This window comes from Citrobacter sp. Cpo071 (genome assembly GCF_030332765.1).
GTDB classification, from domain to species: Bacteria; Pseudomonadota; Gammaproteobacteria; order Enterobacterales; family Enterobacteriaceae; genus Citrobacter; species Citrobacter portucalensis.
This window is the reverse complement of record NZ_JAOWHE010000068.1, coordinates 170079-182976: the sequence shown is the minus strand read 5'-3', so window position 1 is coordinate 182976 and position 12898 is coordinate 170079. Positions and strand designations below refer to the sequence as shown.

18 protein-coding genes are annotated in these 12898 nt (G+C 52.4%); 7 read left to right on the top strand and 11 right to left on the bottom strand.

Annotated features, from left to right (window positions below; all coding sequences use genetic code 11):
- The first annotated feature begins 114 nt into the window (after positions 1 to 114).
- Together elbB and mtgA are read left to right on the top strand one after the other, a co-directional pair.
- Positions 115 to 768 carry an isoprenoid biosynthesis glyoxalase ElbB gene (gene elbB / locus OGY09_RS05455; protein WP_032945124.1) on the top strand — a complete coding sequence of 218 codons (654 nt, stop codon included), beginning with the start codon at positions 115 to 117 and terminating at the stop codon, positions 766 to 768.
- Positions 765 to 1484 (top strand): monofunctional biosynthetic peptidoglycan transglycosylase, encoded by a 720-nt coding sequence (gene mtgA, locus OGY09_RS05450; RefSeq protein ID WP_003828772.1) that lies wholly within the window; start codon positions 765 to 767, stop codon positions 1482 to 1484. Before elbB ends, mtgA begins: the two co-directional genes overlap by 4 nt.
- Positions 1485 to 1550: 66 nt before the next feature.
- Here the strand turns inward: mtgA and npr are convergent, their stop codons facing one another.
- From npr to OGY09_RS05395, 11 genes are all read right to left on the bottom strand, one after another.
- The gene (npr, locus tag OGY09_RS05445; protein WP_003828770.1) at positions 1551 to 1823 is read right to left on the bottom strand and encodes a PTS phosphocarrier protein NPr; all 273 of its coding nucleotides are present in this window, start codon (positions 1821 to 1823) and stop codon (positions 1551 to 1553) included.
- Positions 1820 to 2674, bottom strand: a complete 855-nt coding sequence (rapZ, locus tag OGY09_RS05440) for an RNase adapter RapZ (protein WP_003025085.1) — start codon at positions 2672 to 2674, stop codon at positions 1820 to 1822. The genes npr and rapZ overlap by 4 nt, the downstream gene beginning before the upstream one ends.
- A gap of 45 nt (positions 2675 to 2719) precedes the next feature.
- Complete coding sequence (gene ptsN, locus OGY09_RS05435) at positions 2720 to 3211, bottom strand: PTS IIA-like nitrogen regulatory protein PtsN (RefSeq protein ID WP_032945121.1); 492 nt, start codon at positions 3209 to 3211, stop codon at positions 2720 to 2722.
- Between the two features lie 83 nt (positions 3212 to 3294).
- On the bottom strand, positions 3295 to 3582 hold the full coding sequence (gene hpf, locus OGY09_RS05430) for a ribosome hibernation promoting factor (RefSeq protein ID WP_003025078.1): 288 nt from the start codon (positions 3580 to 3582) through the stop codon (positions 3295 to 3297).
- A gap of 22 nt (positions 3583 to 3604) precedes the next feature.
- Positions 3605 to 5038: an RNA polymerase factor sigma-54 gene (gene rpoN / locus OGY09_RS05425; RefSeq protein WP_032945120.1), complete on the bottom strand. Its 1434-nt coding sequence runs from the start codon at positions 5036 to 5038 to the stop codon at positions 3605 to 3607.
- Positions 5039 to 5084: 46 nt separating this feature from the next.
- The gene (gene lptB, locus OGY09_RS05420) at positions 5085 to 5810 is read right to left on the bottom strand and encodes an LPS export ABC transporter ATP-binding protein (RefSeq protein WP_003828761.1); all 726 of its coding nucleotides are present in this window, start codon (positions 5808 to 5810) and stop codon (positions 5085 to 5087) included.
- Positions 5811 to 5816: 6 nt separating this feature from the next.
- Positions 5817 to 6365 carry a lipopolysaccharide ABC transporter substrate-binding protein LptA gene (gene lptA / locus OGY09_RS05415; RefSeq protein ID WP_032945118.1) on the bottom strand — a complete coding sequence of 183 codons (549 nt, stop codon included), beginning with the start codon at positions 6363 to 6365 and terminating at the stop codon, positions 5817 to 5819.
- A complete protein-coding gene (gene lptC, locus OGY09_RS05410) occupies positions 6334 to 6909 on the bottom strand; it encodes an LPS export ABC transporter periplasmic protein LptC (RefSeq protein ID WP_008785932.1) in 576 nt (191 codons plus the stop codon). Before lptC ends, lptA begins: the two co-directional genes overlap by 32 nt.
- Positions 6906 to 7472 (bottom strand): 3-deoxy-manno-octulosonate-8-phosphatase KdsC, encoded by a 567-nt coding sequence (gene kdsC / locus OGY09_RS05405; protein WP_032945113.1) that lies wholly within the window; start codon positions 7470 to 7472, stop codon positions 6906 to 6908. The genes lptC and kdsC overlap by 4 nt, the downstream gene beginning before the upstream one ends.
- A gap of 20 nt (positions 7473 to 7492) precedes the next feature.
- Positions 7493 to 8479 (bottom strand): arabinose-5-phosphate isomerase KdsD, encoded by a 987-nt coding sequence (kdsD, locus tag OGY09_RS05400; protein WP_003025063.1) that lies wholly within the window; start codon positions 8477 to 8479, stop codon positions 7493 to 7495.
- A 13-nt stretch (positions 8480 to 8492) separates the two neighbouring features.
- Positions 8493 to 9470: a calcium/sodium antiporter gene (locus tag OGY09_RS05395; protein WP_008785929.1), complete on the bottom strand. Its 978-nt coding sequence runs from the start codon at positions 9468 to 9470 to the stop codon at positions 8493 to 8495.
- A 215-nt stretch (positions 9471 to 9685) separates the two neighbouring features.
- Here OGY09_RS05395 and mlaF point away from each other — a divergent pair, with 215 nt between their 5' ends.
- Genes mlaF through mlaB form a run of 5 tightly spaced genes read left to right on the top strand, consistent with a single transcriptional unit; the run spans position 9686 to position 12797 of the window.
- Positions 9686 to 10498 carry a phospholipid ABC transporter ATP-binding protein MlaF gene (mlaF, locus tag OGY09_RS05390; protein WP_003828749.1) on the top strand — a complete coding sequence of 271 codons (813 nt, stop codon included), beginning with the start codon at positions 9686 to 9688 and terminating at the stop codon, positions 10496 to 10498.
- A gap of 7 nt (positions 10499 to 10505) precedes the next feature.
- Positions 10506 to 11288, top strand: coding sequence for a lipid asymmetry maintenance ABC transporter permease subunit MlaE (gene mlaE / locus OGY09_RS05385; protein ID WP_003025053.1), 783 nt, complete (start codon positions 10506 to 10508; stop codon positions 11286 to 11288).
- 4 nt (positions 11289 to 11292) lie between these two features.
- A complete protein-coding gene (gene mlaD, locus OGY09_RS05380) occupies positions 11293 to 11850 on the top strand; it encodes an outer membrane lipid asymmetry maintenance protein MlaD (protein WP_003828747.1) in 558 nt (185 codons plus the stop codon).
- An 18-nt stretch (positions 11851 to 11868) separates the two neighbouring features.
- Positions 11869 to 12504, top strand: a complete 636-nt coding sequence (gene mlaC / locus OGY09_RS05375; protein WP_008785928.1) for a phospholipid-binding protein MlaC — start codon at positions 11869 to 11871, stop codon at positions 12502 to 12504.
- Positions 12504 to 12797, top strand: coding sequence for a lipid asymmetry maintenance protein MlaB (gene mlaB, locus OGY09_RS05370; RefSeq protein WP_003025045.1), 294 nt, complete (start codon positions 12504 to 12506; stop codon positions 12795 to 12797). Before mlaC ends, mlaB begins: the two co-directional genes overlap by 1 nt.
- Positions 12798 to 12898 lie beyond the last annotated feature (101 nt).

The window sequence follows — 12898 nt, the reverse complement described above, 5'->3', positions numbered from 1 at the left end:
TTAAGATAGCAAATCTTAAATAATTTGTTACATGAATCAGTTAAATGTGTGAAGCGTAGCATTTAAATCATAATAACTAATATGTTTCAGCCAGCTTAGAAAAGGAGTATCGCGATGAAAAAAGTGGGTGTAGTGCTCAGCGGATGCGGCGTGTATGACGGTGCAGAGATCCATGAAACTGTTCTCACGCTTCTGGCCATTACCCGCAACGGCGCTCAGGCTGTCTGTTTCGCACCAGATAAACAACAAGCGGATGTGATTAATCATCTGACCGGCGAGTCGATGCTGGAAACTCGCAATGTGCTGATTGAAGCCGCGCGTATCACACGTGGCGATATTCGCCCACTTGCGCAGGCAGTCTCATCGGAACTGGATGCGTTGATCGTGCCGGGTGGGTTTGGTGCGGCCAAAAATCTGAGCAATTTTGCCAGTCAGGGCAGCGAATGCCGGGTTGACAGCGATTTAGCCGCGCTGGCGGTGGCCATGCATCAGGCGGGTAAGCCGTTGGGGTTTATGTGCATTGCGCCTGCCATGTTACCTAAAATTTTTGACTTCCCGCTGCGTCTGACCATCGGCACTGATATCGACACGGCAGAGGTGCTGGAAGAGATGGGCGCTGAGCATGTGCCTTGTCCGGTTGATGACATTGTCGTCGATGAAGACAACAAAATCGTCACCACGCCTGCCTATATGCTGGCGCAGGACATCGCTCAGGCTGCGAGTGGCATCGATAAACTGGTATCGCGTGTGCTGGTGCTGACTGAATGAGAAAAGGAGTAACCGCCTTTCTGCGACGTATTTTTCTGCGGGTGGTGGTTGTCCTCGCCGTATTCTGGGGCGGGGGCATCGCACTTTTCAGCGTGATGCCTGTGCCTTTCTCGGCGGTAATGGTCGAGCGACAGCTGGGCGCATGGCTGTCCGGTGATTTCGGCTATGTGGCGCACTCGGACTGGGTGAGTATGGATGAGATCTCACCGTGGATGGGACTGGCGGTGATTGCTGCAGAGGACCAGAAGTTTCCAGACCACTGGGGGTTTGACGTCACCGCCATAGAGAAAGCGCTGGCGCACAATGAACGCAATGAAAACCGCATTCGCGGGGCGTCGACGTTATCGCAACAGACGGCGAAAAACCTCTTTTTGTGGGATGGACGTAGCTGGGTGCGTAAAGGTCTCGAAGCCGGGCTAACGCTGGGCATGGAAACCGTCTGGAGTAAGAAACGTATTCTGACCGTCTATTTGAATATCGCCGAGTTTGGCGATGGGATATTTGGCGTGGAGGCGGCGGCGCAACGGTATTTTCATAAACCGGCCAGTCGGTTGAGCCTGTCTGAAGCGGCCTTGCTGGCGGCAGTATTGCCCAATCCTTTGCGTTTTAAGGCGAATGCGCCTTCTGGTTATGTGCGTAACCGCCAGGCCTGGATTATGCGCCAAATGCGCCAGTTAGGTGGTGAGTCGTTTATGCGGGAAAATAAGCTGTATTAGCGTAGTTATTGCCGGATGCGGCGTAAACGCCTTATCCGGCCTACTGGCTACGTTCTGTGTACTCGATTAATCTTCATCAAACCCTGAATTAAACAGGGCAATCACTGCGGCCAGGGCTTCTACTTCCTGTGGTCCCGTGGCTTCGACTTCTATCTGACGCCCTTTGGCTGAATCCAGCATCAGCAGAGCGATAACGCTGTTGGCCTCGGCTTCCGTTCCTTCATCATTGCGCAGCAAAACTTCTGCTTCGAAACCCTGCATCAATTCAAACAGTTTCATCGCTGGGCGGGCATGCATGCCCAGCTTATTGGTGATTTCAACGGTTTGCTTCACGGTCATGATTTACGTTTTTCCAGCGTACGATGGCGTGACTGCACGTTTTTACCGCGTGAGCGGAAGTAGTCTGCCAGCTGCTCTGCAATATACACCGAACGGTGTTTCCCGCCGGTACAGCCGATGGCTACGGTAAGGTAGCTACGGTTGTTGGTCTCCAGCATGGGTAACCATAGCTCAAGATAGCTGCGAGTCTGGTAGATAAAATTGTGTACTTCTGTGTGCCTGTCGAGGAATGCGGCGACGGGGCGGTCAAGACCGGTCATTGGGCGCAGCTTCGGATCCCAGTGTGGGTTAGGCAGAAAGCGCACGTCAAAGACGTAATCCGCATCAATCGGGATACCGTGTTTGAAACCAAAGGATTCGAATACCATCGTCAATTCACGTTCACGTTTACCCAGCAGTCGGGTACGTAACATTTCCGCCAGTTCGTGTACGGACATTTCGGAGGTATCAACGATCAGGTCAGCGCGAGAGCGCAGTGGCTCCAGCAAATCGCTTTCCTTATCGATAGCGCTTTCCAGAGACAAGTTCTTGCTGGAGAGCGGGTGTAAACGGCGCGTGTCGCTGTAGCGACGAATCAGCGTGTTACGGTCTGCATCAAGGAACAGCAGCTGTGGTGAGAAACCCTCGGGCAGATTATTCATTGCCTGCTCAAAAATTTCCGGGGACTCAGGCATGTTGCGCACATCAATGCTGACGGCCGCAGAAATCTGGCGATCGGCCAGTGTACGAGCCAGATCGGGCAACAGCACTACGGGAAGGTTATCCACGCAGTAAAAACCCATATCTTCCAGCGCACGCAGGGCGACAGATTTACCTGACCCTGAACGGCCGCTGACGATCATCAGTACCATGTACTGTTTCTCCTCACAACGACAAAAAAGGATGCCATTGGGTTGTTATGCTTCATCCTGTCCACCTTCGGTGTCCGTGATGATTTGATACAACTCCTGGTCACTCTGCGCGGCGCGCAGGCGACGACAGATGGTTTTATCTGCCAGACGTTTTGCGACCAGTGACAACGTATGCAAATGCGTCTTGGTTTGGTCTGCCGGGACCAGCAGAGCGAAAAGCAGATCGACAGGTTGATTATCAATGGCGTCGAAGGCGATGGGTGTTTCGAGTTGAACAAACACACCAACCGCGCGCATCGTGTCTTCTTCCAGCTTTCCGTGCGGGATAGCAATACCATTACCGATGCCGGTACTGCCCATTTTTTCACGCGTCAGAATGGCTTCAAATACCACCTGAGCAGGCAAGCTAAGCTGTTTTGCCGCAAGTTCGCTGATGATTTCCAGTGCGCGTTTCTTGCTTTGGCAGTGAACGCCTGCGCGTGTACATTCCTGGTTAAGAACAGTGCTCAGTTGTAGAGTCGTATCGTTATTTGTCATAATTTCACCTAAGCGCTAACTGTACAAATGGCCCGTTGTGCTACACAACAGGCCGTCCTGCACCCGCTAACTGCCCGGACAAGTTAGTGCTGTTTCAGTTTATCTTTATGTTTTGTTAACTGCCGAGCCAGTTTATCAATTAAACCGTCAATGGCGGCGTACATATCCTGACCTTCCGCGCTGGCATGAATTTCGCCACCGTTCACATGCAGTGTTGCATCCGAGATATGTGTAACCTTCTCCACTTTCAACACAATATAGACCTGATTAATCCGGTCGAAATATTGTTCGAGCTTGGCAAATTTTGTATTCACAAAATCGCGCAGGGCTTCGGTGATTTCGACGTTGTTTCCAGTGATGTTGAGCTGCATAGTGTCTTCCTTATCGGTTGGGTCACACCAGCTGTTTGCGCTGGTTAGACGGCGGAATGGATAAAGACTCTCGGTACTTCGCAACGGTGCGGCGTGCCACCATGATACCCTGTTCTGACAGCATAGAGGTTAACTTGCTGTCACTCAGCGGTTTCGCGGGGTTTTCCGCAGCAATTAATTTCTTCACCAGCGCACGGATAGCTGTGGATGAGGCTTCACCTCCGCCTTCAGTGTTAACGTGACTGGAAAAGAAATACTTCAATTCAAAAATGCCGCGCGGACTGTGCAGATACTTTTGCGTGGTCACACGGGAAATGGTCGATTCGTGCATCTCGACGGCCTGGGCTATATCCGCCAGCACCATCGGTTTCATAAACTCTTCGCCTTGCTCAAAGAAAGCTTGCTGCTGCTCAACGATGCAGCGGCTGACGCGCAGCAACGTATCATTGCGGCTTTCCAGGCTTTTAATCAGCCACTTCGCATCTTGCAGATTGCTACGAATAAACTGGCTGTCGGCATCGTTGCGCGCGCTATTGCACATGGCGGCGTAGTGCTGGTTAATCTGTAAGCGCGGAATGCTGTCGCCGTTGAGTTCGACCACCCAACGATCGTTATGCTTACGCACCAGCACATCCGGAATGACGTACTCCGGCTCGCCGGTCTGGATCGATTGCCCAGGTCTTGGATCCAGCGACTGAATAAGATTGACGGCTTCTTTCAGCACGTCTTCTTTCAGCCGGGTCACGCGCATCAGGGTGCGGAAGTCATGGTTGGCTAACAGATCGAGGTGATCGCTGATGATCAGGCGCGCTTCTTCCAGCCACGGCGTGGCTTTATCAAACTGCGAAAGTTGGATCAGTAAGCAGTCGCGGAGATCTTTGGCGGCCACGCCAACGGGATCAAAGCGCTGAACGCGTTTAAGCACAGCTTCGATTTCGTCCATACCGACGTCGTCATCGCCCATGCTTTCGAGAATATCGTCCAGGGTCACGGTGAGATAACCGGTTTCGTCTACCGCATCTACAATGGATGTCGCAATGGCGCGATCGGTATCCGAGAACGGGGTCAGTTCCACTTGCCACATCAGGTAATCCTGTAGTGATTGCGTGGTCTCACCCTGATACACAGGCAGCTCGTCGTCGATGTAATCTCCGCTGGTGCCCGAAGGCGTCCCGGCGGTGTAAATTTCATCCCAACTGGCGTCAAGCGGCAACTCCTCAGGCATCTCTTTTTGTTCGAGTGCATCTGCGGTGTCGAGGGTTTCGCTGTCCTGTTTTTCCTGGGTATCAATTTCGTCGTGAAGATCGGTTTGCTCGAGCAGTGGGTTACTTTCCAGCGCTTGCTGAAGTTCTTGCTGAAGTTCCAGCGTGGACAGCTGCAACAGACGGATAGCCTGTTGTAGCTGAGGCGTCATCGCCAGTTGTTGGCTAAGCCTGAGTTGCAAACCTTGCTTCATGTTCAGAGTTGTTTTCTCCTGCAGTGACGTGAAGTCTTCTACCCTATCAGAGTCTGAAGTCTTCCCCAAGGTATACGCGCTTAACGTGCTCATCCTGCAGTATTTCTGTTGGCGTGCCGTGCGCGATCAGGTGCCCCTGACTTACGATATAGGCGCGCTCACACACTGCCAGCGTTTCGCGGACGTTATGGTCGGTAATCAGCACGCCAAGGCCGCTGTCGCGCAGGTGTTCGATGATCCGTTTAATATCAATAACAGAAATCGGGTCAACACCGGCAAACGGTTCATCCAGCAGGATAAATTTCGGATTAGCGGCCAGTGCGCGAGCGATCTCCACGCGGCGTCGTTCACCACCGGAGAGCGACTGACCTAAGCTGTCGCGCAGGTGCTCGATGTGGAATTCTTCCATCAGTTCGTTGGCGCGATCTTCCCGCTGCTCGCTGGTCAGATCGTCACGAATTTGCAGTACCGCCATCAGGTTATCAAACACGCTCAGGCGACGGAAAATCGACGCTTCCTGCGGTAAGTAGCCGATGCCGCGACGCGCGCGCGCATGCAGAGGCAGCAGACTGATGTCTTCGTCATCAATGATAATGTTGCCCGCATCGCGCGGGACAATGCCGACTACCATGTAAAAGGTTGTTGTCTTGCCTGCACCGTTAGGACCGAGCAGACCGACAATCTCCCCGGAGTTGACGGTCAGACTGACATCTTCAACCACACGACGGCCTTTATAGGCTTTTGCAAGGTTCTTTGCAGTTAATGTTGCCATAACGAATCAGTTACCTTTTTTCTCTGCCGGAGCCTTGTTTTTGTCCTGCAACTGCGACGGAACCAGAACGGTGGTGACGCGTTTGCCTTTATCGCTGAAGGCCTGCATTTTCTGCTCTTTTACCAGATAAGTGATCTTATCGCCCGTGATGTTGCTATCGAGTTGTTCCAGATATGCCTTGCCGGTGAGAACGACAAAGTCTTTCGCCAGTTCATAGTGCATGTGTGAGGCGCGGCCTTTCACCGGCTTACCGTTGTCCTGCATCTGGTAAAAGGTGGCGGGATCACCGTAACCATCAATCACTTCTTTACCGTCTTCACCGCCAGGGCGGGTCACGACGACTTTATCGGCGTTAATTTTGATGGTGCCCTGAGTCACAATCACGTTACCAGTAAACGTCACCACGTTGCCCTGCATATCCAGGGACTGCTGGTCCGACTCAATGTGAATCGGCTGCTCGGTATCGCCGGTGACGGCCAATGCCGGGATGCTGGCGGCCAGAAGTGAGCTGGCAAGTACAAGATTAAGGCTGAGTTTGTTTGTTTTGGATTTCATATGAGGTTCTAACCTTTTCAATCAGCTCGGCGTTCTTGCTGCGTAAGTTGCCGCGCATCTTCAGTCCGCTGGAGTTAAATGTTGTGCCATACAACGTCACCAGATCATCGGAAGTGACGTCTTGTGTCACCAGGTTAATCTGCGCGTTATCGGTCGTAATTCTGCGTAGTTGAGAGTCAGGCACCAGGGCGTTAACCTCAACATGGCCGTACAGATACAGCATCCGATCGTTGGTCAATTTGGCTTTGTCGGCCTTGATCGTCCAGGTCGGTACTTTATCCTTATCAAACGTGGTTAATACCGGTTGAGTAAACCACGAAACCGCTTGTTCCGAATAATATTCAACGTGTTGTGCGATCAAGTGATAGCTCAGCGCGCCTTCCGGACTATACACGACGGTATCAGTATGTTCGCTCTTATAGGTTGGCTCGTTGTTATTGACGACGACCTGAGTGGTGTCATCTTTGTCTGCCAGATTAATACCAATCATCACAAGGACAGCCAGCGACAGTAGAATGATAACCCAACGTCTGGTTTTGCTCATATCGATTGCCCTTTGGCCTCGTCCAGTTTGCCCTGCGCCAGGAGTAATAAATCGCAGACTTCACGCACAGCGCCACGTCCCCCATCAATGTGGGTGACATAATCAGCTCGCGGGATCAGCAAAGGGTGGGCATCTGCCACCGCGACGCTTAATCCCACTTTAGCCATCACCGGCCAGTCGATCAGGTCATCGCCAACGTAGGCGACATTCTCCGGCGCGATCGCCAGTTTGCTAAGGAGATCGCCAAAGGCAACCAGTTTGTCTGACTGCCCCTGATACAGGTGGGTGATCCCCAAAGTGGCACAGCGATCTTCTACAAGTTTAGCCTTTCGTCCGGTAATAATGGCAACCTCAATACCGGAAGTGAGCGCACAGCGAATTCCGTAACCATCACGGACGTTAAAAGCCTTCAGCTCTTCACCGTTGTTGCCCATATAAATCAGACCATCAGACAGTACGCCATCCACATCCAGGATCAGCAAACGGATGTTTTCTGCCCGGGTGATAACGTCTGCGCTGACGGGTCCATAACAGGTCGCAAGCGACGCACCTGCTTTACTCATTTTCGTTATCCTTGAGTTTCTTACACTACACCTGCACGCAGCAGATCATGCATATGTAACACACCGAGTAATTGGTCGCCATCAGCAACCATTACCGAGGTGATATGGCGGGACTGCATTAAGTTCAGGGCATCGACGGCAAGAATACCCGGACGCACGCGAATGCCTCCAGGGGTCATCACATCGGCAATGCCTAACTGGCGTACATCAACGCCCATATCGAAGACACGACGTAAATCGCCATCGGTGAAAATACCGTCAATCTTCATGGCATCATCGCAAATGACGGTCATGCCGAGATTTTTACGCGTGATCTCAATTAAGGCATCACGCAGGCTGGCGTTTTTGGTCACATGCGGGATCTCGTCGCCCGTATGCATAATATCGTTAACGCGCAGTAAAAGCTTACGGCCCAGTGCGCCACCGGGATGAGACAACGCAAAATCTTCCGCGGTAAAGCCGCGCGCTTTTAATAATGCCACCGCTAGGGCATCGCCCATCACCAGTGTTGCTGTCGTACTGCTGGTCGGTGCCAGACCTAACGGACAAGCTTCCTTGGGCACTTTAACACACAGATGCACATCTGCCGCACGCGCCATACTGCTTTCAGGACGACCGGTCATGCAGATAAGCGGTACATGAAGACGTTTTAATACCGGGATCAGCGCCGCTATCTCATTGGATTCACCGGAGTTAGAGATGGCGATGACCACATCCTGCGGCGAGACCATACCCAGATCGCCATGTGCGGCTTCGCCTGGGTGTACAAAAAATGAGGGGGTGCCGGTGCTGGCAAATGTGGCTGCCATTTTCCGCCCGATATGGCCGGATTTCCCCATTCCCATCACCACCACTTTGCCCGGGCAGCTGAATATTTTCTCGCATGCGAGGGTAAAATTTTGGTTGATGTACTGATCAAGCTCCGCCAGGCCTTCACGTTCAATTGCCAGGACTTCCTTGCCTGCTTGCTGAAAGTCAAAACCCGGTTGCAACTCTAAGTGCGACATAATGCGTTTCCAGTTATCCAACGAGAAGTGGCGATAACCAATACAGCATCGCCAGCCATATGATAAAACCGCCGGTCAGCAGCGCACCTGCGCCGCGACCAATCTGGCGAGGACGTCGCCAGCAGAGTAGTGCAAAAATCACGCTCACCAGCAGCATAACGCTATAGTCACGGGTGAAGGCCATCGGATTGACTTCACCCGGCGTAATCAGCGCCGGTAGCCCGAGGACGATAACGATATTAAAAATGTTTGCGCCGATAATGTTACCGACGGCAATATCGTTTTCACCTTTACGCAGACCCGCAATCGCTGTTGCCAGCTCCGGCAGGCTGGTACCAATGGCGACCACTGTCAGCCCGATAGTAAGTTCGCTCATGGCGAAATAGTTCGCCAGTACGGTCGCGTTGTCCACCACCATACGTGTTGCCATTGGCATGATAATCAGCGCAATGCCCAACCACAAAAATGCGACTGGCAATCCGCCTTCGCGCGGCAGCTCAGCTATCTGCTCACGTGTCAGGCTGTCATTGCCTTGTCGCTCGGCCAGACGGGCGATTTTAACAATGAATAGCAGCCATAGCACGGCCAGAAGCAGAAGAAAGAAACCGTCGCTGCGGCTTAACTGCCCGTCATACAGGACGGATGCAGCTAAAATACTTACCAGCAACATTAGCGGTAATTCACGACGCAGAACATCAGAATGCACGGTAAAAGGATGAATCAGCGCCGACAGGCCTAAAATAAGCAGAATGTTGGTGATGTTAGAACCTATGGCGGTCCCGACAGCCAGATCGAGTTGCCCATTCATCGATGCGGCAATGGAGACAATTATCTCGGGTAACGACGTACCCATGCTGACCACGGTCATTCCAATGATAATGGGAGGAATACCGAAATTTCGACATAAAATGGATGCGGCAAATACCAGACGGTCGGCACCGTAGACCACCAGAAGTAAACCAATTATTAACAGCGCCGTCGCTAAAAGCATCTAAAGTCCTTTCTTCAGGTATACTCGCCGGTCCACTTGAAGGATCTTCTGGAAGCCGTAACGAAGTCTTAATTTTGACTTTATGCGGCTAAAAAGTAAAACAAATGCCAGCTTTCGCTAACCAGGACAGGCAATAATCTGTAAATATGTTGAGTTCATGGCTGAATTGAGCGCCAAACTCTTCGATCAACGAGGCAATAGTAAAGGATGAATCAATGGGGCAGTCTGTGGCGAATCTAGTCGATATGCGCGATGTCAGCTTTTCCCGGGGTGACCGCTGCATCTTTGATAATATTTCCCTGACGGTACCGCGCGGTAAGGTGACGGCGATCATGGGGCCATCAGGCATCGGCAAAACGACGCTGTTGCGTCTGATTGGCGGACAGATCCCCCCGGATAAGGGCGAGATCCTGTTTGACGGTGAGAACGTCCCGGCCATGTCCCGTTCGCGTTTATTTACCGTGAGAAAGCGCATGAGTATGCTGTTTCAGTCTGGTGCGCTATTTACCGACATGAATGTGTTTGACAACGTCGCGTACCCTCTGCGCGAGCATACGACGTTGCCAGCGCCGTTGCTGAAGAGCACGGTGATGATGAAGCTCGAGGCCGTCGGCCTGCGGGGTGCGGCCAAATTAATGCCTTCTGAATTATCCGGTGGGATGGCGCGTCGCGCCGCGTTAGCACGTGCTATCGCGCTGGAGCCAGACCTCATCATGTTTGATGAGCCGTTCGTCGGCCAGGATCCCATCACCATGGGCGTTCTGGTGAAGCTGATTTCAGAACTGAACAGCGCGCTGGGCGTCACCTGTGTGGTGGTATCCCATGATGTGCCTGAGGTACTGAGTATTGCGGATTACGCCTATATAATGGCGGACAAAAAAATAGTGGCCTACGGTAGTGCTCAGGCACTACAAGAAAATGCCGATCCGCGCGTACGCCAGTTCCTGGACGGCATTGCCGATGGACCGGTTCCGTTCCGTTACCCGGCGGGCGACTACCACATCGATTTACTCAAAACAGGGAGTTAAGCCACCCATGTTGTTAAATGCGCTGGCATCACTCGGACATCGGGGAATAAAAACCCTCAGGACGTTCGGGCGAGCCGGATTAATGTTGTTCAATGCGGTTGTCGGCAAGCCGGAGTTTCGCAAACATGCGCCGCTGCTGATACGCCAGCTCTATAATGTCGGTGTCTTATCGATGCTGATCATTATTGTTTCTGGCGTGTTCATCGGTATGGTGCTGGGGTTGCAGGGATACCTGGTGCTGACCACCTACAGCGCGGAAACCAGCCTCGGTATGCTGGTGGCACTGTCATTGTTACGTGAGTTGGGACCGGTTGTTGCGGCGCTGCTGTTTGCCGGGCGGGCCGGGTCGGCCTTAACCGCAGAAATTGGCCTGATGCGGGCGACCGAACAGCTTTCCAGTCTGGAGATGATGGCCGTCGATCCACTGCGCCGGGTGATTTCCCCACGTTTTTGGGCTGGCGTCATTTCATTGCCGCTGCTGACGATTATTTTTGTCGCAGTGGGTATCTGGGGTGGTTCACTGGTTGGCGTAAGCTGGAAGGGTATTGATGCAGGCTTCTTCTGGTCGGCTATGCAAAATGCCGTCGACTGGCGTCTGGACCTGGTTAACTGTCTGATTAAGAGCGTGGTGTTCGCCATTACGGTCACCTGGATTGCATTGTTCAATGGTTATGATGCGATCCCGACCTCTGCCGGGATTAGCCGGGCAACGACACGCACCGTTGTGCACGCCTCTCTTGCCGTTCTGGGGCTGGATTTTGTGCTGACCGCACTGATGTTTGGGAATTGAGTTCATGCAAACGAAAAAGAATGAAATTTGGGTCGGGTTATTCCTGCTGGTTGCGCTGCTGGCAGCGCTGTTTGTTTGCCTGAAGGCGGCGAACGTTACCTCAATGCGTACTGAGCCGACTTACACGATTTATGCGACCTTTGATAATATTGGCGGCCTGAGAGAGCGTTCTCCGGTGCGGATTGGCGGAGTGGTAGTTGGACGCGTATCGGACATCTCGTTAGATCCGAAAACGTACCTGCCGCGCGTGACGCTGGAAATCGAATCGCGTTTTAACCATATTCCTGACACCAGTTCTCTGAGCATCCGTACTTCCGGTCTGCTGGGCGAACAGTATCTGGCATTGAATGTGGGTTTTGAAGATCCTGAGCTGGGAACGTCTATCCTCAAAGATGGCGGTACGATTCAGGACACGAAATCCGCGATGGTGCTGGAAGATATGATTGGTCAGTTCCTTTACAACAGCAACAGTAAAGGTGATGACAATAAGAATTCTGGCGATGCGCCAGCCGCAACTGACGGCAATAATGAAGCCACTACGCCTGCGGGCGCAACGAAATAATCTCAGGAGAATCGACGTATGTTTAAACGATTGATGATGGTGGCTATGCTGGTGATTGCCCCGCTTAGCGCAGCAACTGCAGCCGACCAAACGAACCCGTACAAACAGATGAATGAGGCGGCGCAGAAGACATTTGACCGTCTGAAGAATGAACAACCTAAAATCCGCGCAAACCCGGATTACCTGCGTCAGGTTGTCGATCAGGAACTATTGCCATACGTGCAGGTTAAATATGCGGGTGCGCTGGTACTGGGTCGCTACTACAAAGATGCGACCCCTGCTCAGCGTGAAGCCTATTTTGCCGCATTCCGTGAATATCTGAAGCAGGCCTACGGCCAGGCTCTGGCGATGTACCATGGCCAGACTTATGAAATTGCACCAGAGCAACCGCTGGGTGATGCGACCATCGTGCCTATCCGCGTAACCATCATCGATCCAAACGGTCGCCCTCCGGTACGTTTGGATTTCCAGTGGCGTAAAAACTCCCAGACCGGTAACTGGCAGGCTTATGACATGATTGCTGAAGGCGTAAGTATGATCACCACCAAACAAAATGAGTGGAGCGACCTGCTGCGTACCAAAGGTATTGATGGCCTGACGGCGCAGCTGAAATCTATTGCTCAGCAGAAAATCACTCTGGAAGAGAAAAAATAATGACGCAGTCACTCACCTGGACGCGTGAAGGCGACAAGCTGGTGCTGGTGGGGGAGCTGGATCAGGACGTGTTAAACCCATTATGGGATGCGCGAATTGAGGCGATGAAAGGGGTATCCTGCATCGACCTGAACCAGGTATCCCGGGTAGATACCGGCGGTCTGGCGTTACTGTTGCATCTGATTAATCAGGGCAAGCAGCAGGGAAACAGCGTTTCGCTCACTGGTGTTAACGATAAAGTGTACACGCTGGCGCAGCTTTACAATCTGCCTGACGACGTCCTTCCGCGTTAATTTTTCCAGGCCGGATAAGGTCTTGTGCCGCTATCCGGCAAAACCCCTGAGGGGGATCTGCCACTAAAGCCTTGTCTGATTTATCAGCGAGGCTTTTTGCT

What these genes read in the sequence shown, in the direction of transcription:
- elbB (WP_032945124.1), top strand. Translation starts at nt 115, where the DNA reads ATGAAAAAAGTGGGTGTAGTGCTCAGCGGATGCGGCGTGTATGACGGT.
- mlaB (WP_003025045.1), top strand. Translation starts at nt 12,504, where the DNA reads ATGACGCAGTCACTCACCTGGACGCGTGAAGGCGACAAGCTGGTGCTG.
- rpoN (WP_032945120.1), bottom strand. Translation starts at nt 5,038, where the DNA reads ATGAAGCAAGGTTTGCAACTCAGGCTTAGCCAACAACTGGCGATGACG.
- OGY09_RS05395 (WP_008785929.1), bottom strand. Translation starts at nt 9,470, where the DNA reads ATGCTTTTAGCGACGGCGCTGTTAATAATTGGTTTACTTCTGGTGGTC.
- lptC (WP_008785932.1), bottom strand. Translation starts at nt 6,909, where the DNA reads ATGAGCAAAACCAGACGTTGGGTTATCATTCTACTGTCGCTGGCTGTC.
- mlaF (WP_003828749.1), top strand. Translation starts at nt 9,686, where the DNA reads ATGGGGCAGTCTGTGGCGAATCTAGTCGATATGCGCGATGTCAGCTTT.
- kdsD (WP_003025063.1), bottom strand. Translation starts at nt 8,479, where the DNA reads ATGTCGCACTTAGAGTTGCAACCGGGTTTTGACTTTCAGCAAGCAGGC.
- mlaC (WP_008785928.1), top strand. Translation starts at nt 11,869, where the DNA reads ATGTTTAAACGATTGATGATGGTGGCTATGCTGGTGATTGCCCCGCTT.
- rapZ (WP_003025085.1), bottom strand. Translation starts at nt 2,674, where the DNA reads ATGGTACTGATGATCGTCAGCGGCCGTTCAGGGTCAGGTAAATCTGTC.
- npr (WP_003828770.1), bottom strand. Translation starts at nt 1,823, where the DNA reads ATGACCGTGAAGCAAACCGTTGAAATCACCAATAAGCTGGGCATGCAT.
- lptA (WP_032945118.1), bottom strand. Translation starts at nt 6,365, where the DNA reads ATGAAATCCAAAACAAACAAACTCAGCCTTAATCTTGTACTTGCCAGC.
- ptsN (WP_032945121.1), bottom strand. Translation starts at nt 3,211, where the DNA reads ATGACAAATAACGATACGACTCTACAACTGAGCACTGTTCTTAACCAG.
- hpf (WP_003025078.1), bottom strand. Translation starts at nt 3,582, where the DNA reads ATGCAGCTCAACATCACTGGAAACAACGTCGAAATCACCGAAGCCCTG.
- mlaE (WP_003025053.1), top strand. Translation starts at nt 10,506, where the DNA reads ATGTTGTTAAATGCGCTGGCATCACTCGGACATCGGGGAATAAAAACC.
- mtgA (WP_003828772.1), top strand. Translation starts at nt 765, where the DNA reads ATGAGAAAAGGAGTAACCGCCTTTCTGCGACGTATTTTTCTGCGGGTG.
- mlaD (WP_003828747.1), top strand. Translation starts at nt 11,293, where the DNA reads ATGCAAACGAAAAAGAATGAAATTTGGGTCGGGTTATTCCTGCTGGTT.
- kdsC (WP_032945113.1), bottom strand. Translation starts at nt 7,472, where the DNA reads ATGAGTAAAGCAGGTGCGTCGCTTGCGACCTGTTATGGACCCGTCAGC.
- lptB (WP_003828761.1), bottom strand. Translation starts at nt 5,810, where the DNA reads ATGGCAACATTAACTGCAAAGAACCTTGCAAAAGCCTATAAAGGCCGT.